Here is a 23,860-nt window from a genome sequence, read left to right as displayed (position 1 = left end):
GTTCCTACTCAGACCTCGTCCTGGTCACGGTCAGTCACCAATCAGGCTAGACCAGTTTTCGCGTGGTCGGGTGCTGCCTCAGCAACCAGCAGCAAGCCGCCGACAGCCCGAATACGGCAAGTGTTTGCAGGGGGACACCCCAAACGGCGCCCGCGCCGTTGGCCATCGTGCCTGAGCGATCGGCCAGATCCAGAAACAGCGGGTGAATCAAGTAAACACCAAACGTCAGCGGCGCCAGGGTGGACAAAGACGGGACGCGCGGCGTGTTCATAATCCATTGAAGCGCCGCTAGGGACATAAACGGCACGGTAATGCTGAAGTAGTCGTAGAAGTACAAATTCAGGCGGCCGGCCTCAGAGAACGTAAAGACGCCCCATGCGGTTGCCAGCACACTGAGCGCCAGGATCAGACCGGGACGTGGGATGCGTAGTTCCCCGTCGAAAATCATGCGGCCCGCGACGAAATAGCCCAGATAGGGCAGGAACCAGGTCAGAAAAAATCCTTGACCCGTACCCAGCGCCTGGCGATACAGCGCATCCAGGATCGCGACGCCCAAGATCCCAACGACCCATAGTCGGCGCGCGGCGGGTTGGCTGCGGTGATACAGCGCGCGCACGAGCGGGGTGAACAAATACAGCCCCACAATCATGTACAGGTACCACAGGTGGTAGTACGGGGCGCCTTCGGCGACCTTGCGGGGCCAAAACGATAAGTCCATCTGTCCATTGTCCCACCAGTCCAGCAGGCTGCGCCATGCCAAATAAAACAAGGTCCAGAAAATCAATGGCGCGCAGATGCGCGCGGCGCGCCGCTGATAGAAATGTCGAGCATCCTGGGGTTGCTTACGGTCCAGGAGCAGGGCGCCGCTGACCATGACAAAGACCGGCACGCACCAGCGGACGGCCGAGTCATAGAGGTTGGCGGCGAGCCAGTCGCGGCTGCCATAGGCGTTTGCATCGGAGACGGCTTGTGCGGCGCAGTGCAGCAGTACCACCGCCAATGCGGCTAGCCATCGGGCGGCGTCAAGTCGGGCCAGGCGATCGCCAAGGGAGGGACCGGCAAGACCAGACCCGGCGGGAAGTGTTACGGGATTCAAACGTTCAGACATGCATTTACCTTAGCAGCGGTGCCCGAAGTGAATGTTTCCAGCCGTTAATCCTGGCGTGCAAACGCAAACAGACCAGTCGATAGGGCGGACGGCGCGGCTTTTTGTTGCAACCGCTACAACTCGGCAGGTAGCGTTCGTGATCTCGTACAATTCACTGATTAATGATTTGCTTTCCTGCGCTCGGAGCCCCGCTTGGCCACTTCTTCGAATACTGATCCCCAACAAGACGATCGTCCTTTGCCCCAGGACTTCGAAACGGCGTTGGCTGAGCTCGAAACACTGGTTGCCGCCATGGAGGGAGGGTCGTTGCCGCTTGAGCAGTCGCTGGCCGCCTATCGCCGCGGAGTCGACCTCACCCGGATTTGCCAGGAGCGTCTGGCGCAGGCCGAGCAGCAGGTCAAAGTCCTCGAAGACGGTTTGCTGCGACCGCTGGATCCTCATGCGCTCGACGACGAGTAACGGAATGACTCGACAACATATTGCCTTTGCGGAATGGCTGCAGGGGCGTGCTCAACATATCGAAACCGTACTGGATGATTGCTTGCCGGCGGTCGATACCCAGCCTGTACGTTTGCACGAAGCCATGCGCTATGCGGTGTTGGGCGGCGGCAAGCGCGTGCGGGCCGCACTCGTCTATGCAGCGGGCCAGGCGTGTCCGGTCAACGGCAGCACGGTGGCCTTGCAGGCCTCGATGGATCGTGCGGCCGCGGCCGTCGAGCTTATTCACGCGTATTCGCTGGTGCACGACGATCTGCCGTGCATGGACGACGACACCTTGCGGCGCGGTCGTCCCACGACACATATCCAGTTTGACGAAGCCACGGCCATGTTGGCCGGCGATGCGCTGCAGCCTCTGGCCTTTGAACTGCTGGCGGAAATGCCGATCGCACCTGCGCTCGTCGTACAGGCGACGCGCGCCCTGGCGCAAGCAGCCGGCAGCCTGGGAATGGCGGGTGGGCAGGCGATTGACTTGCATAGTGTCGGTCGTTCGCTGTCTCGCGATGAATTGCAGACTATGCACACTATGAAAACCGGCGCTATGCTGGCATGTAGCGTGGCGTTGGGCGGCATTGTGTCGGGGGCCAGTTCGAGCGCCCGCGGCGCACTGGACGACTATGCCCAGGCGATCGGCCTGGCTTTTCAGGTAGTCGATGATATTCTCGACGTCACCGCCGATACCGTCAGTCTGGGCAAGACTGCAGGTAAAGACGCTGCCGACAACAAGCCAACGTACGTCTCGTTGCTGGGCCTGGACGAGGCGCGCGAACTGGCCGAAGCCCTGCGCACTGCCGCTCACGCGGCATTGATTCCGCTGGGTGATTCCGCCTCGATGCTGGCTCGCTTGGCCGACTACATCGTACTCAGAGATCGCTGATACCGAGCATGACGACAGAAATACTGGACCGTATCCAAACACCGGCGGATTTACGCCAATTAGACCGCCGCGAGCTCAAAGGCCTGGCGCAAGAGTTGCGCGGCTTTGTGCTGGAATCGGTATCCAAGACGGGCGGCCATTTGTCGTCGAATCTGGGTACCATCGAGCTGACCGTGGCGCTGCACCATGTCTATGACACGCCGCACGATCGCATCGTGTGGGACGTGGGGCACCAGTCCTATCCGCACAAGATCCTGACGGGCCGCCGCGCGGGCATGGCGCAGTTGCGCCAGGCCGGCGGCATCTCGGGTTTTCCCAAGCGCAGCGAGTCGGAATACGACGCTTTCGGTACCGCTCATTCGTCCACCTCGATTTCCGCCGCGCTCGGCATGGCGGTCGCATCGCGCAATGCCGGCGTGCATCGTCAACATATCGCGGTGATCGGCGACGGGGCGATGTCGGCAGGCATGGCCTTTGAGGCGATGAACAATGCCGGCGTTACGCCGGACATTAATCTGCTGGTGGTGCTCAACGACAACGACATGTCGATTTCGCCGCCGGTGGGGGCGATGAATCGCTATCTGGCCCGCCTGATGTCGGGGCAGTTCTATGCGACGGCCAAAAACATGGGGCGTGCGGTGCTGCAGCATGTCCCGCCCGTCCTGGAGTTCGCTCGCCGCATCGAGGGGCATGCCAAGGGAATCGTCACGCCCGCGACGCTGTTCGAAGAGTTGGGTTTCAATTACGTGGGGCCCATCGATGGCCACGATCTGGACGCGTTGGTTCCCACTTTGCAAAATCTGAAGGCCTTGCCGGGCTTGCAGTTCCTGCATGTCGTGACGCGCAAGGGGCAGGGCTACAAGCTCGCCGAAGCCGACCCGGTGCTGTATCACGGGCCGGGCAAGTTCGATCCCGCCGTAGGCATTCAGCAGGGCAAGCCCTCGTCGCGCAAGACCTTTACGCAGATTTTTGGCCAATGGCTGTGCGATACCGCCGCGCAGGACGAGCGTTTGGTGGGGATTACACCCGCAATGCGCGAGGGCAGCGGGCTGGTCGAGTTCGAACAGCGTTTTCCGAGTCGCTATTTCGATGTGGGCATCGCCGAGCAACATGCCGTGACCTTTGCGGCGGGGCTGGCCTGTGAAGGACAGAAACCGGTGGTCGCCATTTATTCGACCTTTTTGCAGCGAGCCTACGATCAACTGATTCATGATGTGGCGCTGCAAAATCTGGACGTGACCTTTGCGCTGGATCGCGCCGGCCTGGTTGGGGCCGATGGCGCGACGCACGCCGGCAATTACGACATTGCCTATCTGCGTTGCATCCCGAATATGGTGGTGGCGACGCCCTCGGACGAAAACGAGGCTCGGCTACTGCTGTCGACCTGTTACGCGCACGTGGGCCCCGCTTCGGTGCGCTATCCGCGCGGCGCGGGCTGCGGGGCCGAGATTGCCTCGGGGCTGGAGACGGTGCCAGTCGGCAAGGGGATCGTACGCCGCGAAGGCCAAGGCATTGCCATTCTGGCTTTCGGCACCTTGCTGCAGGCAGCCCTGGGCGCCGGGGAGGCCCTGGGCGCCAGCATCGCCGATATGCGTTTCGTCAAGCCGATTGACCGTGAGTTGATCCTGGACTTGGCCGCTCGCCACGACGCCATTGTGACGATCGAAGAAGCCTCCATCATGGGTGGAGCAGGCAGCGCGGTCACCGAGTTGCTGCACCAGGAGGGCATCAGCGTGCCGGTGTTGCAACTCGGCTTGCCGGACCAGTTCATCGATCATGGTGACCAGGCGACGCTGTTGGCCGGGCTTGGCCTGGATGCGACGGGGATTGAGCGCTCCATCCGGGCGCGTTTTCCTATGCGGCATGATGTGTCTGCGGCCGCTTCCTGAGCCGCGGTAATGAGGCTTTTTTGGGGGCTTTGGCCCGGTCGGCCTGAAGCGGTGTAATCCGGTCCAGCCTACTGCCAGGAGGGTTTTCCCTGCCCTCCAGCCGTCTTTTCGGTAATAATGGCTGCCTTGACATATTTCAGGGCGTAGATGTTTTCTACTTTTTTGCCCTGACAGGTAACTCTATGAATTCTCCGATCGATTCCGCCCTCGTGATGCCCGATGTCCAGAGCTCGGCTGATACGCGGCACATCCAGATTCAGCGTGTAGGCATCCGTGGTGTGCGGCATCCCATGTTGGTGCAAGCCGCCGACGGCACGCCTCAGGCGACCGTGGCAAACTGGACATTGACGGTTGCGCTGCCCGCCGAAGAAAAAGGCACGCACATGTCGCGTTTTGTGGCGCTGCTGGAAAAATACCGCAGCGTGCCAATGACGCCGGCGTTATTCTCGACCATGGCGCGCGAAATGCTGCCGTTGTTGCATGCCGAGCGTGGCGATATCACCGCGGCGTTTCCGTACTTCATCAACAAATCGGCTCCGGTGTCGGGTGTGCAAAGCCTGCTCGACTACGAGGTGCAGTGGATCGCGCGTGCCGCAGGCGACCAGGTCGAGTTTGAGTTGGTAGTGCAAGTGCCGGTGACGAGCCTGTGCCCGTGTTCCAAGGCGATTTCGGAATACGGCGCGCACAACCAGCGCTCGCACGTGACGGTGTCGGCCGTGTTCCACGAAGACGTGTCCATGGATCGCATCATTCGCCTGGTTGAAGACGAGGGTTCCTGCGAATTGTGGGGTCTGCTCAAGCGTCCGGACGAAAAATTCGTCACCGAACGCGCCTATGACAATCCCAAGTTCGTCGAAGACCTGGTGCGCGATGTGGCGGCTCGCTTGACGGCCCATCCCGGTGTATCGCGCTACCGCGTCGAGGCCGAAAACTTCGAATCGATTCACAACCACTCTGCTTACGCCGTCGTAGAGGGCTAAGCCGTCGCGTGGCAGGGGTTGGGTTTTACCGTACCGTTGACCTCCTATGGTGGTCGCGGTGCCGGTCAGTGTGCCTGCGTTCTTGCGCAGAACGGAAAAATCGGCAATAATCAAAGGCTTTCTTGCTCGATTACTCATGGTTTTTGTGGGTAGCGGGCTGCCCCTTGCGGGGCGGTGTGTGGGGTTTTTGCCCGCCACCGCGCCTGGCAAGACATCCTCAAGGAGTTTTACCTATGCGTCACTACGAAGTAGTGTTCATTGTCCATCCGGACCAAAGCGAGCAAGTGCCCGCCATGGTCGAGCGCTACCAGGCGCTTGTCAGCGGCCAAGGCGGTACCGTGCATCGCCTGGAAGACTGGGGTCGCCGCCAACTGGCTTACCCCATTCAAAAGCTCGTCAAGGCTCATTACGTCTGCCTGAACATCGAGTGCGGCCAAGCCACGCTGGATGAGCTCGAGCACTCGTTCCGCTACAACGACGCTGTTCTGCGCCACCTGGTCATCAAGACCAAAAAGGCCCAGACCACGCCCTCGATCATGATGAAGTCGGTCGAGCGCGAAGAGGCCCGCAAGGCCAGCGCCGAAACTGCGGCCCCTGCTCAGGCTCAGGCTCAATAACCCGGCAAGACTGTTGTTTTCACCACGTATCGGCGGATGAATAACCTGGAACTCAGCGCTCGCGTTCTCGAATGCGGACCTCTGCGCCATACCCCCGCCGGCGTGCCAGCACTGGAAATGCTGCTGGCTCACGAATCGGAAGTCGTCGAAGCAGGCCATCCGCGCCGCGTCGAACTCACGATAACCGCCGTGGCCATAGGCGATCTAGCGCAACTGTTGGCCGGCACCCCTCTGGGGACCGAGTTGCAGGTACAGGGCTTTTTGGCCGCTGCCCGCAAAGACTCGGTAAAGGTCAAGCTGCATTTGCAGCGGGCCCGTAAGGTTGCTGGTAGTGCAGGGCACGACCCGTTGGTGGCATAGCAGGCGACTCGGATTCAGACACAAGATTTTGGGCAAGGGTAACCCCCCGGCCCAGCTAGACTAAGAGGCACATCATGGCTTTCTTCGGAAAACGCAAAGAAAAACGTAAATTCACGCAGCAGAACCCGCTGTTCAAGCGTCGTAAGTTCTGCCGCTTTACCGCTGCTGGTGTTGAAGAGATCGATTACAAGGATCTGGATACGCTGCGCGACTTCGTGCAAGAAAACGGCAAGATCATCCCGGCTCGTTTGACCGGCACCAAGGCTCACTACCAGCGTCAGCTGGACAGCGCCATCAAGCGTGCGCGCTTCCTGGCCCTGTTGCCTTACACCGACAACCACAACTAATCCGGGGCACTGAAATGCAAGTTATCCTGCTCGAAAAAGTCGTCAACCTGGGCAACCTGGGCGAAGTCGTCCGGGTGCGTGATGGTTACGCCCGCAACTTTTTGATTCCTCAGAAAATTGCTCGCCGTGCGACCACCGCTGCGCTGAAGGAATTCGAAGTCCGTCGCGCCGAACTGGAAAAAATCCAGGCCGAAAAGCTGGCTATCGCCGAAGCCTTGAGTGGCCGTCTGGCCGATTACCAAGTCAAGATCCAGCAAAAGGCCGGTGTTGATGGCCGTTTGTTTGGTTCCGTGACCAACGCTGACATCGCTGACAGCCTGAAAAAGGCCGGTTTCGATGACATCGAAAAAGCACAAGTACGTCTGCCCAATGGCCCGCTGAAGGCCGTGGGTGAATATCCCATCCAGCTCGCGTTGCATGCTGACGTGGTAGTTGACGTGACCGTGCTGGTCGAAGGCGAAATGGTCTAAAGCGCCAGCGCGTTTTACACCTAGTAAAAAAGCCGGCGAGGGTGCCGGCTTTTTTGTTTTTTGCCGCTATGTGCGCCGCACAAGGTATATAGTTCTCAGTCATGAATACTCCTGCTGATTCCCAATTAGATTATCTACGCGTCCCCCCGCACTCTGTGGAGGCCGAGCAATCGGTCCTGGGAGGTTTGATGCTGGATAATGCCACCTGGGATCGCATCGCCGATGTTCTGTCCGAAGAAGACTTCTATCGTCACGACCATCGGCTGATTTGGCACCATATTGCGCGCTTGATCAGTTTGGCGCGGCCGGCCGACGTCATTACCGTCAACGAGTCTCTCGTCAGTGCGGGCAAAGCCGAAGATACCGGTGGTTTGGCTTATCTGAACGCGCTGGCGCACAACACTCCGTCGGCCGCCAATATTCGCCGCTATGCCGAGATCGTGCGCGAGCGCGCGATGCTGCGCAAGCTCGTCTCCATTGCCGACGAGATCTCCGCGGCGGCACTGAATCCCCAGGGCAAAGAGGCTCGCCAGTTGCTGGACGAGGCCGAGTCCAAAGTCTTTAAAATCGCCCAAGAGGGCGAGAAGGGGACTGACGGCTTTCAGGAAATCCAGCCGTTGTTGACGCAAGTGGTCGAGCGCATTGACGAGCTCTACCATCGTGACTCGGACTCCGATGTGACCGGGGTGCCGACCGGATTTACCGATCTCGACAAGATGACGTCGGGTTTGCAGCCTGGCGATCTGGTGATTGTGGCCGGACGTCCCTCGATGGGTAAAACGTCGTTCTCGATGAACATCGGCGAGCACGTGGCGATCGAGCAGGGGTTGCCGGTCGCGGTATTCTCGATGGAAATGGGTGCGGTGCAGTTGGCGATGCGTATGCTGGGTTCGGTCGGGATGCTGGATCAGCACCGTATGCGTACCGGCAAGCTCGTAGCCGATGATTGGCCGCGTGTGACGCACGCCGTGCAGTTGATGCAGGATGCACAAGTTTATATCGACGAGACCCCTGCGCTCAATGCCATGGAAGTCCGCGCGCGTTCGCGTCGCCTGGCGCGCCAGTGTGGGCAGTTGGGCCTGATCATCATCGACTATATGCAGTTGATGGCAGGCAATGGCGGCGGGGAAAACCGCGCCACCGAAATTTCGGAAATCAGCCGTTCTCTCAAGGGCTTGGCGAAAGAGTTGAATTGCCCGTTGATCGCGCTGTCGCAGTTGAACCGCAGTCTGGAACAACGGCCCAACAAGCGTCCCGTGATGAGCGACCTGCGCGAATCAGGCGCCATCGAACAAGATGCCGACTTGATTCTGTTTATTTATCGTGACGAGGTTTACAACCCCGATTCGCCCGATAAGGGCACGGCCGAAATCATCATCGGTAAACAGCGTAACGGGCCCATTGGCAGTGTACGCTTGACCTTCCAGGGCTCGAGCACGCGCTTTCTGAACTTTACGGGTGCGCCTATGTATTGATCTCGTTGATGTCCGGGTGGGCGTGTGTATCCTCGATGCCGAATACCGAGGTATAGGCAGGATAGAAACTACAGTACAGCACGCCGCTTGCCGCGATATTGAACGGGATCTGGATGGTGCCGGCGAGTTCTGGTGACAGGCCGATGCTGACCAGTATGCCGGCGCACAGATCAATAAACAGAAATATCAGCACCCAGCTCACGCCATAGACCAGAAAGGGCCATTTATTGCGCCAGCAGGCAATACCTGAAAAAAACAGGGCCTGGGTAATGCGCAGGCCATGCCATGCGACCAATGGGGGCGCGTGCCAGAACAGCGAGGCGATCACCATATATATCACGCCGAACAGTATCAGCGGGACCTGCATGGCACTCAGAAAGGGGGTCAGGTCTTTTTCGATCGAGGCGATGCGCATGCCTTCGGTCAGCGCGCTTGAAAACGGTAAAAACGTCAAGAGACCCGCGGTGATGCTCAGCCCGGCATACAGAGCCCCGATGATCATCATTTTCTTGAAGACGCCAGGTCGGGTCAGGGGCTGCGGCCACATAGAGGGCAGCATGATGCGCCCCGCCTCGATATGCTTGCAGGCCGAGAGCGTCATCAGCGTGACCACTGGCATCAGTGCCACGAAAAGCAAGGGGCCTACGGGCGGCGTGAAGCTGGCAAACATCACCAGCAGGCTGATGGCCAGGGCCCAGGTAAAGACGGCGAGGGGTTGCTTGATGAACAACTTCAGGCCGTCTCGTACCCATTGCCAGCCATAGGTTGCGGGTAAGAATGCTGCTTGCATAAGTCTCGGTCAGGGGCAAAAGAGAAGGTTACAGTCCATTATGCGTGTCATTGCTTTCAGGGCAAGGCAGGCAAGTCTTCACGGTGGCGCGCCAGCAACACTCGTTCGAAATGGCGTGGGTCATGCGGCTTGAGCGTCTGGGCCGGCCGGGGCAGGAAATAGTCATAGAGGCGCGACACCCAGAAGCGCAGCGCCGCAGCGCGCAGCATGGTCGGCCAGACCTGCCGCTCCGCGTCGGTAAAGGGGCGCTCGGCGGCGTACGCCTGCAGCCAGGCCTGCACCTTTTCAGGGATGAACACGCCGGTCTCCCGTTCAACGCACCAATCGTTGACACTCACTGCAACATCGAACAGCCAGGTGTCGCACCCGGCAAAATAGAAATCGATAAAACCGCCCATGAGCGGGTTTTCAAATGTACCGGCAAACAGGACGTTGTCGCGGAACAGGTCGCAGTGAGCCGGCCCGACCGGCAGGCTTTGCCATTCAGGGCTTTGGGCCGCCTGTTGTTGCGCATCCAGTTCCTGGGTCAATAATCGCGTCTGGGCGGGATCGAGAAACGGCAGGACTTTGGGGGCTGTTTCGATCCACCACGCCAGGCCCCGCAAGTTGGGTTGCCGCAGGGGGAAGTCGCGGGCGGCCAGATGGGCGCGCGCCAGCGTGGCGCCGGTCAGCGCGCAATGGGCCACGCCAGGCGCAGGCTCATAGCCCCCCGGCAGGCGCGTCACAATGGCGCAGGGTTTGCCATGTAGCGTGGTCAGCCGACTGCCATCGCGCAGCGTCTGAGGCTGGGGCACCGGTACGCCGCGCGATGCCAGATGATGCATTAGCTCGATGTAAAACGGCAATTGAGCCTGGGTGAGTACTTCGAACAGGGTCAGCACGTACTCGCCACGTGTCGTTACCAGGAAGTAATTGGTATTCTCGATACCGGCAGTGATGCCGCGTAGCGACACCAAGTCACCGAGGTCAAAATTGGCCAGCAAGGCCCGAGCGTCGTTGTCGGAAACAGAGGTGAAAACAGCCATGGATCAGCGAGTAGGGTTGGGCGTTGGGTGGGCGCCATGGAGATGCGCCGCCTTGAGATGCGCGACAATTTTAGTCTACGTACCGCTCGAGCCTGCGTCGAACGCTTCCGATATCGGCTAACGCCGTAAAATACGACATCTTTTTCGTGTATTGACTAATGTTGAACCCCTCCGATTGGCGGCTGTGTGTCGCTCCCATGATCGACGTGACGGACCGGCACTGCCGCTATTTTCATCGGCTGCTGGCACCGCGCGCTCGCCTGTACACCGAGATGATCACCACCGGTGCACTGTTGCATGGCGATGTCGGGCGTCATCTGGATTTCGACGAGACGGAGCATCCCGTGGCGTTGCAATTAGGGGGAAGCGAGCCCGAGGCCTTGGTGCAGGCCGCGCGGCTGGGCCGGCAATGGGGCTATGACGAGATCAATCTGAACTGCGGATGTCCGTCAGAACGGGTGCAGCGTGGCGCTTTTGGTGCCTGCTTGATGGCCGAGCCAGCGCTGGTGGCGGATTGCATCAAGGCGATGCAGGACGCCGTTGATATCCCGGTGACAGTCAAGCACCGTCTGGGTCTGGACTATGACGAGTCTTATGGTTTTGTCCGCGATTTTGTGGGCGCCATTCACGACACCGGTTGCCGGGTATTCATCGTCCATGCCCGCAACGCCGTGCTAAAGGGACTGTCGCCCAAAGACAATCGCGAGATTCCTCCGCTGCGTTACGACCTGGCCGGGCAACTCAAGGTGGATTTTCCCGACAGTATTTTCGTCCTTAATGGCGGCCTGGCTGATGCGGCGGCGTCCGTCGCCGCGGCGGAGGAGTTTGATGGCGTGATGCTTGGGCGGGCGGCGTGGCATACGCCGCGTGTGCTTTCAGAGGTGTCGATGCAGCTCTGGCCGTCGGTCCGTTTACCGACGGACGCGCAAGTCGTGGATGCCATGGTGACGTACGCGGCCGCCCAGGTAGCGCGAGGTGTGCCGCTGAGGGTAATGACGCGCCCTTTGCTGGGTCTGGTCAACGGTCAATCGGGCGCGCGTCGCTGGCGGCGGATGCTGTCGGATCCCGCACGCCTGGCGACCAACGAGGCGGGACTGATTTACGACGCGTGGCGCAGCTTGCTGGGCCAGATGCGCGAACAGCCGGTTGAATTATCTCAGTAGCTCGTTCGCGCGCAATTACTCACGTTTTTCAGCCGGCGCAGGTGAATCAGGCGCCTCGGCCGAGGCGGTGCCATCCATCGGCCAGTCACGGATATAGGCCTTGAGCATGTTGTTTTCAAACTGCTGTGCCGCCACGATGGCTTGGGCCATGTCATAGAACGAAATCACGCCCAACAGCGTCGGGCCATCCATGACCGGGATGTAGCGTGCGTGTTTTTCCAGCATCAGACGCTGGACTTCGTCTGCGCTGGTATTGGGCGACACACTTACCGGAGCGTCATCCATGATGGAGCGAATGGTGGTCTTGCCCCATTCGCCGTCGGTATGGTCGTGCAGGTGACGGATGATTTCGCGAAAGGTCAGCATCCCTGTCAGCATGCCCGATTCCATGATGACCAATGAGCCAATATCTTGTTCGCTCATGGTTTGCACGGCGAGAGCGACTGGCATATCGGGTGAGGCCGTATAAAGCGTATTGCCCTTTACACGAAGAATTTCGCTAACTTTTAACATGATGCTTCTCCTGGGAGCTAAGCCCCCGACTTTATATTTTTGCCCGCGTGCAGCGGTGTAGGCGCTGCCGCCTTGATAGACGTATTGTGCTCCAGCTGCTCCAGTTCTTCCAGTGTGGGCGCACCGCTGGCCGCGAATGCGGCGCTCACGACTTGTACGATTTGCGGGTCGTCGTGCAGTCTGGGTTGTTGTCGATCCAGCAGGAAATGATCGATGATCGGTTCTAGCGAGATTTTGCGCGGGTCGCAGGCCAGGATCCAGCGTTGGTCGGCCGTGCGGGCAATCAGGCCCAGTCGTTCGAGCTGCTCCAGGACAGTATTGAGCTCGTCATGATGCAGGCGCAGGCGTTTGGCCAGCGCACTCATGCTGCGACCGGCGGGTTGGTGCCCTTGTGCGGCATGTAGTGAACGCAACACCGCCAGGGCATCAATGAACGGCGCGCCGGGGCTGCGATTAATTTGCCAGCGCCCCAGGCGGATCAACGGCACACTGGCTGCTACGGTGGCGCCGAACAGCACCGCCAGCCAGGAGAGATAAATCCACAGCAAAAAAATCGGTAGGGTGGCAAAGGCGCCGTAGATGACCGTATATGTCGGAAATGTCGTCAAATAATAGGCAAAAGCGGCCTTCATGAGTTCCAGCACAATCGCCGTGCCAAAACCGCCCACCATGGCGTCGCGCCAGTACACGTGGCGATTGGGAACCACCACAAACAAGGCGGCAAACCCCAGGCCAGTGAGGACCAGGGGTAAAAACGAGATGGCCAGACTCATGATTTCCGGCACATCGCGTACCAGCCCCATGGATTCCCGAGCCAGAAACGAGGTGGCCCACAGGCTCGCACCCGCGACAACAGGTCCCAGTGTGACTACGGCCCAGTACACCAGCGCGCGCTGTGGCAGGGGGCGCTGGCGCGTCACATGCCAGATGTCGTTGAACGTCTTGTCGATGGTCATTAGCAGCAAGATCGAGGTGACCACCAGAAATCCCCCACCGATGGCGGTCAGGCGTGTGGCTTGCCGCGCGAACTGGTTCAGGTAATTCATGATGTTGTCGGACACGGCCGGCGGCATCAGGCTGGTCGTGAGGAAATTCTCGAGCGCGAGGCGAAAATCCTGAAAGACGGGAAAGGCCGTGAACAACGACAACACGACGGCCAGCATGGGCACCAGGCCCAGCACGGTCGTAAATGTCAGGCTGGAGGCCACCTGTAGTAACCGTTCTTCGGCCGCACGCTGGGCGGCAAAACGGAACACCTGCCCCAGGCGCGTGATCCAGGGTACGCGCGGGCGGGCCGCGGGTGGCGGCCTCGACTGTGTGTCGGTCGGCTCGGCAGAGTGGCTCATCAGGCGATAATAGCAGTATGAACCCTGAGCTCAACCCCCATTTTCGGCGCCTGGCGTCAGTTGCGTTGTTGGCCCTGATCCTGTTGTGCGTGGTATGGGAAACCGTCCTGGCGCCCATCCGGCCGGGCGGCTCGTGGCTATTTCTCAAGGCGTTGCCATTAGCGTTTGCGCTGCGCGGTGTGTTGCGCGGAAATTTGTACACCTATCAGTGGGCGTCGATGCTGGTGTTGCTGTACCTGATGGAGGGCGTCGTACGCGCCATGTCTGATCCGGCACCTTTGTCGGCCGGGTTGGCAGGCATCGAGATCGTGTTGTCGCTCGTGTTTTTCCTGGCCGCGATTTTGTATGTGCGGCCCGCCAAGCGGGCCGCACGCGCACGGATCCGGGCTCAATCTGATGGCGCGCGCCGCGCGCCGAGGTCCTCATCATGACGGTCGACTCCGTAACTCAACTCCAGTTGGATAATTCCTTTGCCGCGCTGCCCGCCGATTTTTATACGCGTCTCGAGCCCCGGCCGCTGAACGCGCCGCGTTTGCTCCATGCCAATGAGCAGGCCGCAGAGTTGATCGGTCTGTCGCCGCAGGCCCTGCAGTCCGAGGATTTTTTGCAGGTGTGTGCGGGCCAGCAACCTCTGCCGGGCGGGCAGACCCTGGCTGCGGTCTATAGCGGGCATCAGTTTGGCGTCTGGGCGGGCCAGTTGGGCGATGGTCGCGCGCACTTGCTGGGCGAGGTTGTCGGTCCGCAAGGCAATTGGGAATTGCAACTCAAGGGCTCCGGCATGACGCCGTATTCCCGTATGGGCGATGGGCGGGCCGTTCTGCGCTCATCGGTGCGCGAGTACCTGGCCAGCGAGGCCATGCAGGGGCTGGGCATTCCTACGACGCGCGCCCTGGCCGTGGTGGTATCGGATGACCCCGTCGTTCGCGAAACGGTCGAAACCGCCGCCATCGTTATGCGCATGTCACCGAGCTTTGTGCGGTTTGGCTCGTTTGAGCATTGGTCATCACGCCGTCAGCCTGAACAACTGCAGCAATTGACCGACTACGTCATCGACAAATTTTATCCACAATGCCGGGACGCGGGTGCCAACGGCGTGCCCGGACCCGACGGGGACGTGCTGCGCCTGTTGACCGAGGTCACGCGCCGTACGGCGTTGCTCATGGCCGACTGGCAAGCCGTGGGTTTTTGTCATGGCGTCATGAATACCGACAATATGTCCATCCTGGGATTGACGCTGGACTATGGGCCGTATGGGTTCATGGACACGTTCCAGTTGGGTCATGTGTGCAATCACTCCGATACCGAGGGGCGCTACGCGTGGAACAGGCAACCCTCGGTGGCCCTCTGGAATCTCTATCGCCTGGCGGGCAGCCTGCATACCCTGGTGTCCGATGTCGATGCGCTACGCGGCGTCCTGGACGGTTACGAAGCGATATTCGTGCAGGCCTTTCATCAGCGCATGGCGGCCAAACTCGGCCTGAGCCAGTGGCGCGCCGAGGACGAGCCGCTGTTGGACGCGTTGCTCAAGCTGATGCACGAGCAGCGCGCGGATTTCACCTTGACGTTTCGTCGTCTGGCCGATGCCGTTCGCGGGCAAACGCAGGGGTTTGCGGATCTGTTCATCGATCGCGAGGCGGCGCGCGCCTGGTACGAACGCCTGGCGGCCCGCCACGCGGAGGACGACATGGGTGCGGCTGCCCGCGCCGACGCGATGGATGCCGTGAACCCGCTGTACGTGTTGCGCAACCACTTGGCCGAGCAGGCCATTCGTGCTGCCAAGGCGGGCGACGCCAGCGAGATTGATACCCTGTTGCGCCTGTTGCGAGATCCTTATACGGAAAAAGCCGGTTACGACAGCTACGCCGCACTGCCTCCCGATTGGGCGGGCGGCCTCGAGGTCAGTTGCTCATCGTGAGTTTGAGCCTGTACGCGCCCGGGCAATGTCATAATCAAGCCTGCCTTTTAATGCTTTCCTGACCTGTTAACGTCTATGTCTGGCAATACGCTCGGTACTCTTTTCTGCGTCACCAATTTTGGTGAATCGCATGGCCCGGCCATCGGTTGTGTGGTGGATGGCTGCCCACCCGGATTGGCGCTGGACGCCGCCGATATCCAGGCGGAGCTCGACCGCCGCCGTCCGGGAACCTCGCGCCACGTGACACAGCGCCAGGAGGCTGATCAGGTCGAGATCCTGTCGGGCGTATATCAGGGGGTGACCACCGGTACGCCGATTGCGCTGCTGATTCGCAACACCGATGCGCGCAGCAAAGACTATTCCAATATCGCCGATACCTTTCGTCCCGGTCACGCGGATTTCACCTATACCCGCAAATACGGCCTGCGTGATCCACGCGGGGGCGGTCGTTCCTCGGCGCGGCTGACGGCGCCCACCGTGGCGGCAGGCGCCATCGCCAAGAAATGGCTGGCCGAGCAGCACGGCATACGCGTGCGGGGCTATATGAGCCAGCTGGGGCCCATCCCGATTCCATTCGTGTCGTGGGACGACGTTCCGGCTAATGCCTTTTATGCTCCCAACGCGGCCATCGTGCCCGAACTCGAAGCCTATATGGACCAACTCCGTCGCGATGGGGACTCGATAGGCGCGCGTATCGAAGTGGTGGCCGAGAATGTCCCGGTGGGATGGGGTGAGCCCGTGTACGATCGTCTGGATGCCGATATCGCCCACGTGATGTTGGGGCTGAACGCGGTCAAAGGGGTGTCGATTGGCGCCGGCTTCGATTGCGTGACGCAGCGCGGTTCCGAGCATGGCGATGAAATCACGCCTGACGGTTTTGTTGGTAACAATGCGGGCGGGGTACTGGGTGGTATTTCCACCGGACAGCCCGTCACGGTATCGCTCGCCATCAAGCCAACATCCAGTATTCGCGTGGAGCGCCGTTCGATCAACGCTGAGGGGGAGCCCGTCACGGTGCAAACTCTGGGGCGTCATGACCCGTGCGTGGGCATCCGTGCGACGCCCATCGTCGAGTCCATGCTGGCGTTGGTGCTGATCGATCATGCGCTGCGCCATCGAGGGCAGTGCGGCTGACAGGATCCGATGGGCGGCATGCCGCGTCGGCTCGATAACGTGTACAAGAGGAAACATCATGAACGCGAGAACTCGAACGATATGGCACAAACTGCTGGGCGTCGCAGCAGTGGCCGGCGTTTTGGCCCTGACAGGTTGCGCCGGCGTACAAACGACCCAATCGGGCGCCATAGGCGTCGAGCGTACGCAATACATGTCCAGTATGGTGCCCGCCCAAGAGATCGAGCAAGAGGCCGGCCAACAATATGCCGACCTCATCCAGCAGGCAAAGGCGCAGGGCGCGCTGGATCGCAACGCCTCACAAGTCTCGCGCGTGCAGGCTATCTCTAAACGCCTGATCGCGCAGGTGGGGACGTTCCGTCCTGATGCCACGAATTGGCAATGGGAAGTCCATGTGTTGTCGTCCGACGATGTCAATGCGTGGTGCATGCCCGGCGGAAAAATGGCCGTCTATACCGGGTTGTTGACCCAGATCAAACCGACAGATGCCGAGTTGGCCGCGGTCATGGGGCACGAAATTGCGCACGCGCTACGCGAACATGCCCGTGAACGTGTGTCGCAGCAAATGGTCACCAATCTCGGGCTGTCCGTACTGTCCATTGCGACCGGCGTGTCGGCCGACTTGAGCGGCAAACTGACCGACGTGATGTTCACGCTGCCCAATAGCCGTACCCACGAGAGCGAGGCGGACCTGATGGGCGTGGAACTGGCGGCACGGGCGGGCTATGACCCACGGGCCGCCGTGACGCTGTGGGAAAAAATGGGGGCGGCCAGCAGTGGCAGCTCGCCACCGGAGTTTCTGTCTACTCACCCCTCGGCGGCGACCCGTATTACCGACTTACAGGTGGCTTCGGAACGGGTGTTGCCGCTGTACCAGCAAGCCATAGGCAAGTCGAAATAGAGGCTGACCAGTCTCAAGGTAGTGCTTTTAATACTAGGATAACTGCTGCCGTTGTACTAGGTTGAGAGCATGGGCATAATGAGACATCAATTCTGATTTCCCTCCGGTCTGCCCGGATATTCCGCGAGTCTACTCATGGCCCAAACCCTCTACGACAAACTCTGGAACGCGCACGTCGTGAACCAGGAATCCGATGGCACCTGTTTGCTCTACATCGACCGTCACCTGTTGCACGAGGTGACCAGTCCGCAGGCATTCGAAGGTCTGGCGATAGCCGACCGCAAGCCGTGGCGCATCAACGCCAACCTGGCGGTAGCCGATCACAACGTGCCGACGCTGAATCGCGATCAGGGTATTGACGACCCGATCTCCAAACTGCAGATCGACACGCTGGATGCCAACTGCGACAAGTTCGGCATTACTGAATTTCGCATGTCTGATCTGCGCCAGGGCATCGTGCACGTCATCGGACCGGAGCAGGGGGCAACCCTGCCGGGCATGACGGTCGTGTGCGGCGACTCACATACCAGCACGCACGGTGCCATGGGTGCGCTGGCGTTCGGTATTGGTACGTCCGAGGTCGAACACGTGCTGGCCACCCAGACGCTGCTCATGAAAAAGAGCAAGAGCATGCTGATCAAGGTCGAAGGCAAGCTGCCTTTTGGCTGTACGGCAAAAGATGTCGTGTTGCACATCATCGGCATCATCGGTACGGCGGGCGGCACGGGCCACGCGATCGAGTTTGGCGGCAGCACCATTCGCGACTTGTCGATGGAAGGCCGCATGACGGTGTGCAATATGGCGATCGAGGCCGGTGCGCGTTCGGGCATGGTGGCCGTCGATGACAAAACCGTCGAGTATTTCCGTGGTCGTCCGTTCTCGCCTAACGGCGTCCTGTGGGATCAAGCCGTGGCTTACTGGCGCACGCTGCACAGCGACGAGGGCGCGAAGTTCGATCGCGTGGTCGAGATCAATGCCCAAGAAATCAAGCCGCAGGTGACCTGGGGCACCTCGCCCGAAATGGTCTTGCCGGTGGACTCTCGCGTTCCTGATCCTGACCGTGAAAAAGACGATGTACGTCGCAGCGGCATGGAGCGGGCGTTGCAGTACATGGGCTTGAAGCCCAACACGCCGTTGACCGACATCCGTGTGGATCGCGTCTTTATCGGTTCGTGTACCAACTCGCGCATCGAAGACCTGCGTGCAGCCGCCGTCGTGGCACGTGGCAAGCACGTCGCGTCCAATGTGCGACAAGCCATGGTCGTGCCGGGCTCGGGCCTGGTCAAGCAGCAAGCCGAGCGCGAAGGCCTGGACAAGATCTTTATCGAAGCCGGTTTTGAATGGCGCGAACCAGGCTGCTCGATGTGTCTGGCAATGAACGCCGATCGCCTGGAGCCCGGCGAGCGCTGCGCATCAACCTCGAACCGCAACTTCGAAGGTCGACAAGGCCAGGGTGGCCGCACCCATCTGGTCAGCCCCGCCATGGCCGCTGCGGCTGCCGTAGCAGGCCATTTCGTCGACGTCCGCAACTTCCGCTAAGGTCCAGATCATGCAAGCATTTACGACTCACGAAGGCCTGGTGGCACCGCTCGATCGCGAGAACGTTGACACCGACCTCATCATTCCCAAGCAATTCCTCAAGTCCATCCAGCGCACAGGCTTTGGTCCGAACTTGTTCGATGAGCTGCGCTATCTGGATCACGGCGAGCCCGGCATGGACAACAGCAAGCGTCCGTTGAACCCGGACTTTGTGCTGAACCAGCCTCGCTATCAAGGCGCATCGGTGTTGTTGGCACGCAAAAACTTCGGTTGTGGTTCCAGCCGCGAGCACGCGCCCTGGGCGCTGACGCAGTATGGCTTTCGCGCGATCATCGCGCCGTCATACGCCGATATTTTCTTCAACAATAGCTTCAAGAACGGCCTGTTGCCCATCAGCCTGTCCGAGTTCGAAGTCGCGCGATTGTTTGACGAGGTCAAGGCTTTTCCGGGCTACAAACTGCGCATTGATCTCGAGCGTCAGGTCGTGATTGCCGCCGACGGTCGCGAACTGCAGTTCGATATCGAACCCTTTCGCAAGTATTGTTTGATCAACGGTTTTGATGACATCGGCTTGACGTTGCGTCAGTCCGACAAGATTCGCGCGTTTGAGGCGGAACGCCTGGCTCGCCATCCGTGGCTGGAAAGCCGTCCCGTCGCTTAAATATTCTATTGATAGGTTTTTTTCATGACGCATAAGATTGCAGTGTTGCCCGGCGACGGCATCGGTCCCGAGATTGTCGAGCAGGCCGTTCGTGTGTTGGGCGCACTCGATTTGCCGCTGGATATTCAGCAACAGCCTGTCGGTGGCGCCGCCTACGATCAATTCGAGCATCCGCTGCCGCCTGCGACGCTGGACTTGGCGCGACATTCGGACGCGGTATTGTTTGGCGCCGTAGGCGACTGGAAGTACGACAGCCTGCCGCGCGAGTTCCGTCCCGAGCAGGCGATTCTGGGCCTGCGCAAGGCCTTGGGCCTGTTTGCGAACCTGCGTCCTGCCATCCTGTATCCCGAGCTGGCCAGCGCTTCGTCGCTCAAGCCCGAGATCGTGTCGGGTTTGGACCTCCTGATTATTCGCGAACTGACCGGCGACATCTATTTTGGTACACCGCGTGGCGTGCGCAACGCCGAGGATGGCACTTTTGCCGGCGAACGCGAAGGGTTTGACACCATGCGCTACGCCGATTCCGAAGTGCGTCGTATCGCGCGCATAGGTTTCGAGTCCGCACGCAAGCGAGGCAAGAAACTCTGCAGTGTCGACAAAGCCAATGTGCTCGAGACCTCGCAGTTCTGGCGCGATATCGTGATCGAAATCGCACGCGACTATCCTGATGTCGAACTGTCGCACATGTACGTTGATAACGCGGCCATGCAGTTGGTGCGCAACCCGCGCCAGTTCGACGTGATCGTGACCGGTAACCTGTTTGGCGACATCCTCTCGGACGAAGCCGCCATGTTGACCGGCTCGATTGGCATGCTGCCGTCGGCCTCGTTGAATGCGTCGGGGCAGGGCCTGTACGAGCCCAGCCACGGGTCGGCGCCCGATATCGCGGGTCAAGGCATTGCCAACCCGTTGGCGACTATCTTGTCTGCTGCCATGTTGCTGCGTTATTCGCTGGGTCTGGCACAGCCGGCCGATCGCATCGAGACCGCCGTTCGCGCCGTGTTGGCTAACGGCCTGCGTACCGCCGATATATACGAAGAAGGCACGACCAAGGTGTCGACCTCGCAAATGGGTGACGCTGTCCTGAAAGCTCTGGCTTAATCTCGAGTCTATCGCTTGATCCGTGGCCCGGTGTTTATCGCCGGGCCACTTATGGTCTGACTTCCCCAGCCCCATCGCGAGCCTGTGTCGTTTCGCGCGGGCAAGCCCATTGGCGTCCAGTCTGTCCCTAATATCGCCGCAGTGCAACATCCTCCCGCTTATTCTGATAAATTGTCGGAATCAGCAGCTTTTTCTTTATTTTCCAACCCAAGAGCATAAAACATGACGCAAGCAGTAGGCCTGGTCGGCTGGCGCGGCATGGTCGGTTCCGTTCTCATGCAGCGCATGCGCGACGAAAACGACTTCGCCCTGATCGATCCCGTATTCTTTTCTACCAGCAATGCTGGCGGCGCCGCGCCCTTGTGGGCAGACGGTGCGGGCCCGTTGCAGAATGCCTACGACATCGATGCTCTGAAAAAACTGCCGATTATCGTGACCGCTCAGGGTGGCGATTACACCACCGAGGTCTTCCCCAAGCTGCGCGCGGCAGGTTGGGATGGCATCTGGATCGACGCCGCCAGCACCCTGCGTATGAAAGACGACGCCATCATCGTGCTGGATCCGGTCAATCGTCCGGTGATCGACGCTGCGCTCAAGCGTGGCGTGCGCAATTTCGTGGGGGGCAATTGCACCGTCAGCTGCATGCTGATGGGTCTGGCAGGTTTGTTTAACAACGACCTGGTGGAATGGATGACCTCCATGACCTACCAGGCCGCATCGGGTGGTGGGGCCCAGCACATGCGCGAGCTGCTGACGCAGTTCGGCCTGCTGAACCAGGCCGTCGGACCGTTGCTCGACGATCCCGCTTCGGCCATCCTGGACATCGATCGTGGCGTGTTGGCTGCTCAGCAAGATCCGGCCTTGCCCCAATCGCACTTTGGGGTGCCGCTGGGTGGCAACCTGATCCCCTGGATCGACAAGGACCTGGGTGATGGCATGTCGCGCGAGGAATGGAAAGCCGAGGCCGAAACCAACAAGATTCTCGGCCGCGGAGAGGCCTTCGGCACGCCCGCTACACCCATCGATGGCCTGTGTGTGCGCATTGGCGCCATGCGTTGCCATAGCCAGGCCCTGACCATCAAGCTCAAGCGCGATGTACCGCTCGACGAAATCGAAGCCCTCATTGCCCAAGGCACGCAATGGGCCAAGGTCGTACCCAACACCAAAGAAGACTCCGTACGCGCGCTCACGCCGGTGGCTGTGACAGGCACGCTGGATATTCCGGTGGGTCGTCTGCGTAAGCTGTCCATGGGTTCCCAGTATCTGGGTGCGTTCACCGTGGGTGATCAATTGTTGTGGGGCGCGGCCGAGCCGTTGCGCCGTATGTTGCGTATCGCACTGTCCGAGGCCTGAATCACGTTGTCGAACTGAGTCCATGGTTGGCCCGGTTCATTTTCAGGTTTGTCCGGCTCCTGTCGGGCATGACAAAGGCACCTGCGGGTGCCTTTGTCGCGTTTTGCTCTTGCTGAAGCCCTGATGCATTTATGAATCAGGGTCGATCTATTACACTTGCGCCCAGCAGTGGCCGGTAACCCGATTTGTCCAGCAGGATTTTCCACTATGAATTTGCGTTCACGCCGTTTCTCGCAACCTCGACACCTCAAAGCCTTGAATTGGGCCATAGCGTTAGCCCTGGGCGCTTCGATGGCGACCACCGCTCACGCGGCGATAGTGGGCCATTCACGTGTGGTGTCCGCACCCGGCGCGCCCCTGCAAGTCGTGGTGCCCCTGGATAACTTGAGCGCCGAAGAGCGCACCTCGCTACAAGTCTCGTTGGCCGATAGCGCCGCCTGGCAACGCGCGGGGTTGCAGCCACCGGTACCGCTCGACAGTGCACGCGTCAGCCTGCAAGACAGCGGGCAAGCCTCGCGCAAAGATATACGCATCGAGTCGTCGCAGCCTTTGGCGACTTCTGCGATTGATCTGCTGCTGAATTTGAAATCCAGCTCTGGTCAGCGCCAAGTTCAAGTTACCATTTTGGTGCCCCAGCGTGCGGAGGCCGGCACGGTCCAATCCGCGCGCGTGGGATCTGGCCGCGTCGACAACGCCGCATCGGCGAAATCGATTGACGTTCGCGCGGGAGATACGCTGTTGCGTATTGCCCGCGGCAATCGGGTCTCCGACGCTAGTGTTTATCAAATGTTGGTGGCGATATGGCGGGCAAATCCCCAAGCCTTTATCCAAAACAACATGAATCTGGTGCGTGCCGGTGAAACGCTGACAATCCCGGATACCGCCACCGTGCGTGCGATTGACCCCGCCGAGGCGCGTCGTATTTTCCTAGAGCACGACAAGGCATTCGCCAGCTATCGCGGTCGCGTCGGAGAAGGCGCTGCGGGTGCCGCGGCCGTCGGTGCCGAGGGCGGCGCGAACGCTGGGCAAGTCACGGCGGCCCCCTCTACGGGTGGAGCGAGCACCGCTTCCTCGCAAGATCGCTTGCGCCTCAGCGCATCGGATTCCGCCGATGCAAAGGCGGATGCGAGCACCTCTGACTCACGCGCCTTGCAAGACACCCAACAGCGCGTGCAGACCCTGGAAGGCAACGTCGATGCGCTCAAGCAGGCAGCAAACGCGACCGGTAAGCAGGGGGAAAATGGCGCGGCAGTAGGGAGCGGAGACGCGGCGGGTGGAGCCGCTACAGGCGCGGCCGGTGCAGCAGGCGCCACAGGTGCAGCATGCGCCACAGGTACAGCAGGCGCCACAGGTGCAACAGGTGCAACAGGTGCAGCAGGCGCTACAGGTGCTGCAGGCACGACCGGTGCAGCAGGTGCAGCAGGCGCGGCCGGTGCAGCAGGCGCGGCCGGTGCAGCAGGCGCGGCCGGTGCAGCAGGCACGGCCGGTGCAGCAGGCACGGCCGGTGCAGCAGGCACGACTGGCGCAGCAGGCGCGACGGGTGCCAACAGCAGCGGATCTGTCGGGGCGAGTTCCTCGGCTGCCACAGGCAGCCCTAATACCGCGTCCAATGCCTCCGGCCCCCTCAGTAACACTGCTGGCACAGAGGCCGCTCGCCAAGATAACGCTGCCGTTGCCGGCAATGACGCTTCCACGACAGGCAACTGGCTGACCGACAACTTGCTGGTCGTGGTGACGGCCGTGCTGGCGTTGATTGTCCTGATCATCGCATGGTTGTTGCGTCGTGTCGGCGCGCNGT

The 23,860-nt window shown here is 60.4% G+C and carries 24 protein-coding genes; 19 read left to right on the top strand and 5 right to left on the bottom strand.

Features of this window, described 5'->3' with window-relative positions; translation table 11 throughout:
• Positions 1-46 precede the first annotated feature (46 nt).
• Entirely contained in the window at positions 47-1,108 is a 1,062-nt protein-coding gene (locus ACNAZS_RS20980) for an acyltransferase (RefSeq protein ID WP_415792446.1), read from the bottom strand.
• Positions 1,109-1,300: 192 nt separating this feature from the next.
• Here ACNAZS_RS20980 and ACNAZS_RS20975 point away from each other — a divergent pair, with 192 nt between their 5' ends.
• The 9 genes from ACNAZS_RS20975 (at position 1,301) to ACNAZS_RS20935 (ending at position 8,621) form a co-directional block, all read left to right on the top strand.
• Positions 1,301-1,567, top strand: a complete 267-nt coding sequence (locus ACNAZS_RS20975) for an exodeoxyribonuclease VII small subunit (RefSeq protein ID WP_415792445.1) — start codon at positions 1,301-1,303, stop codon at positions 1,565-1,567.
• Positions 1,568-1,571: 4 nt separating this feature from the next.
• On the top strand, positions 1,572-2,483 hold the full coding sequence (locus tag ACNAZS_RS20970; protein ID WP_415792444.1) for a polyprenyl synthetase family protein: 912 nt from the start codon (positions 1,572-1,574) through the stop codon (positions 2,481-2,483).
• 8 nt (positions 2,484-2,491) lie between these two features.
• On the top strand, positions 2,492-4,372 hold the full coding sequence (gene dxs / locus ACNAZS_RS20965; RefSeq protein ID WP_415792443.1) for a 1-deoxy-D-xylulose-5-phosphate synthase: 1,881 nt from the start codon (positions 2,492-2,494) through the stop codon (positions 4,370-4,372).
• Positions 4,373-4,554: 182 nt separating this feature from the next.
• Complete coding sequence (folE2, locus tag ACNAZS_RS20960; RefSeq protein ID WP_415792442.1) at positions 4,555-5,352, top strand: GTP cyclohydrolase FolE2; 798 nt, start codon at positions 4,555-4,557, stop codon at positions 5,350-5,352.
• A gap of 233 nt (positions 5,353-5,585) precedes the next feature.
• Positions 5,586-5,969, top strand: a complete 384-nt coding sequence (gene rpsF / locus ACNAZS_RS20955) for a 30S ribosomal protein S6 (protein WP_415792441.1) — start codon at positions 5,586-5,588, stop codon at positions 5,967-5,969.
• A 36-nt stretch (positions 5,970-6,005) separates the two neighbouring features.
• The gene (gene priB, locus ACNAZS_RS20950) at positions 6,006-6,329 is read left to right on the top strand and encodes a primosomal replication protein N (RefSeq protein ID WP_415792440.1); all 324 of its coding nucleotides are present in this window, start codon (positions 6,006-6,008) and stop codon (positions 6,327-6,329) included.
• 74 nt (positions 6,330-6,403) lie between these two features.
• Positions 6,404-6,676 carry a 30S ribosomal protein S18 gene (rpsR, locus tag ACNAZS_RS20945; protein ID WP_094822013.1) on the top strand — a complete coding sequence of 91 codons (273 nt, stop codon included), beginning with the start codon at positions 6,404-6,406 and terminating at the stop codon, positions 6,674-6,676.
• A gap of 14 nt (positions 6,677-6,690) precedes the next feature.
• Complete coding sequence (gene rplI / locus ACNAZS_RS20940) at positions 6,691-7,146, top strand: 50S ribosomal protein L9 (protein WP_415792439.1); 456 nt, start codon at positions 6,691-6,693, stop codon at positions 7,144-7,146.
• A 101-nt stretch (positions 7,147-7,247) separates the two neighbouring features.
• Complete coding sequence (locus ACNAZS_RS20935) at positions 7,248-8,621, top strand: replicative DNA helicase (RefSeq protein WP_415792438.1); 1,374 nt, start codon at positions 7,248-7,250, stop codon at positions 8,619-8,621.
• Here the strand turns inward: ACNAZS_RS20935 and ACNAZS_RS20930 are convergent.
• On the bottom strand, positions 8,611-9,411 hold the full coding sequence (locus ACNAZS_RS20930; RefSeq protein ID WP_415792437.1) for a BPSS1780 family membrane protein: 801 nt from the start codon (positions 9,409-9,411) through the stop codon (positions 8,611-8,613). The genes ACNAZS_RS20935 and ACNAZS_RS20930 overlap by 11 nt on opposite strands.
• A gap of 56 nt (positions 9,412-9,467) precedes the next feature.
• Positions 9,468-10,436: a homoserine kinase gene (locus ACNAZS_RS20925; RefSeq protein WP_415792436.1), complete on the bottom strand. Its 969-nt coding sequence runs from the start codon at positions 10,434-10,436 to the stop codon at positions 9,468-9,470.
• Positions 10,437-10,597: 161 nt separating this feature from the next.
• On the opposite strand from ACNAZS_RS20925, the gene dusA reads away from it, so the two are divergent.
• Complete coding sequence (gene dusA, locus ACNAZS_RS20920) at positions 10,598-11,599, top strand: tRNA dihydrouridine(20/20a) synthase DusA (RefSeq protein ID WP_415792511.1); 1,002 nt, start codon at positions 10,598-10,600, stop codon at positions 11,597-11,599.
• 15 nt (positions 11,600-11,614) lie between these two features.
• Here dusA and ACNAZS_RS20915 read toward each other — a convergent pair whose 3' ends face one another.
• Positions 11,615-12,112: a CBS domain-containing protein gene (locus ACNAZS_RS20915; protein ID WP_415792435.1), complete on the bottom strand. Its 498-nt coding sequence runs from the start codon at positions 12,110-12,112 to the stop codon at positions 11,615-11,617.
• 17 nt (positions 12,113-12,129) lie between these two features.
• Positions 12,130-13,458: a YihY family inner membrane protein gene (locus ACNAZS_RS20910; RefSeq protein ID WP_415792434.1), complete on the bottom strand. Its 1,329-nt coding sequence runs from the start codon at positions 13,456-13,458 to the stop codon at positions 12,130-12,132.
• Between the two features lie 17 nt (positions 13,459-13,475).
• Here ACNAZS_RS20910 and ACNAZS_RS20905 point away from each other — a divergent pair, with 17 nt between their 5' ends.
• The 9 genes from ACNAZS_RS20905 to ACNAZS_RS20865 form a co-directional block, all read left to right on the top strand.
• Positions 13,476-13,889 carry a DUF2069 domain-containing protein gene (locus tag ACNAZS_RS20905; RefSeq protein ID WP_415792433.1) on the top strand — a complete coding sequence of 138 codons (414 nt, stop codon included), beginning with the start codon at positions 13,476-13,478 and terminating at the stop codon, positions 13,887-13,889.
• Positions 13,886-15,373, top strand: coding sequence for a protein adenylyltransferase SelO (locus ACNAZS_RS20900; protein ID WP_415792432.1), 1,488 nt, complete (start codon positions 13,886-13,888; stop codon positions 15,371-15,373). Before ACNAZS_RS20905 ends, ACNAZS_RS20900 begins: the two co-directional genes overlap by 4 nt.
• Before the next feature lie 75 nt (positions 15,374-15,448).
• Positions 15,449-16,507 (top strand): chorismate synthase, encoded by a 1,059-nt coding sequence (gene aroC / locus ACNAZS_RS20895; RefSeq protein ID WP_415792431.1) that lies wholly within the window; start codon positions 15,449-15,451, stop codon positions 16,505-16,507.
• Between the two features lie 58 nt (positions 16,508-16,565).
• Positions 16,566-17,408 (top strand): M48 family metallopeptidase, encoded by an 843-nt coding sequence (locus ACNAZS_RS20890; protein WP_415792430.1) that lies wholly within the window; start codon positions 16,566-16,568, stop codon positions 17,406-17,408.
• Between the two features lie 135 nt (positions 17,409-17,543).
• On the top strand, positions 17,544-18,947 hold the full coding sequence (leuC, locus tag ACNAZS_RS20885) for a 3-isopropylmalate dehydratase large subunit (RefSeq protein ID WP_415792429.1): 1,404 nt from the start codon (positions 17,544-17,546) through the stop codon (positions 18,945-18,947).
• A gap of 10 nt (positions 18,948-18,957) precedes the next feature.
• Positions 18,958-19,608 carry a 3-isopropylmalate dehydratase small subunit gene (leuD, locus tag ACNAZS_RS20880; RefSeq protein ID WP_415792428.1) on the top strand — a complete coding sequence of 217 codons (651 nt, stop codon included), beginning with the start codon at positions 18,958-18,960 and terminating at the stop codon, positions 19,606-19,608.
• 24 nt (positions 19,609-19,632) lie between these two features.
• Positions 19,633-20,709 carry a 3-isopropylmalate dehydrogenase gene (gene leuB / locus ACNAZS_RS20875; protein WP_415792427.1) on the top strand — a complete coding sequence of 359 codons (1,077 nt, stop codon included), beginning with the start codon at positions 19,633-19,635 and terminating at the stop codon, positions 20,707-20,709.
• Between the two features lie 222 nt (positions 20,710-20,931).
• Positions 20,932-22,062, top strand: a complete 1,131-nt coding sequence (gene asd / locus ACNAZS_RS20870; RefSeq protein WP_415792426.1) for an aspartate-semialdehyde dehydrogenase — start codon at positions 20,932-20,934, stop codon at positions 22,060-22,062.
• A 207-nt stretch (positions 22,063-22,269) separates the two neighbouring features.
• A partial coding sequence (locus ACNAZS_RS20865; RefSeq protein ID WP_415792425.1) for a type IV pilus assembly protein FimV occupies positions 22,270-23,857 on the top strand: 1,588 nt, incomplete at its 3' end.
• Positions 23,858-23,860: the final 3 nt, after the last annotated feature.

The sequence above is a fragment of the Bordetella tumulicola genome (assembly GCF_965138755.1).
In the GTDB taxonomy this organism is placed as follows: Bacteria; Pseudomonadota; Gammaproteobacteria; order Burkholderiales; family Burkholderiaceae_B; genus Bordetella_A; species Bordetella_A tumulicola.
The sequence above is the reverse complement of the archived record's forward strand: the minus strand, read 5'-3'. Positions and strand labels throughout refer to the sequence as shown.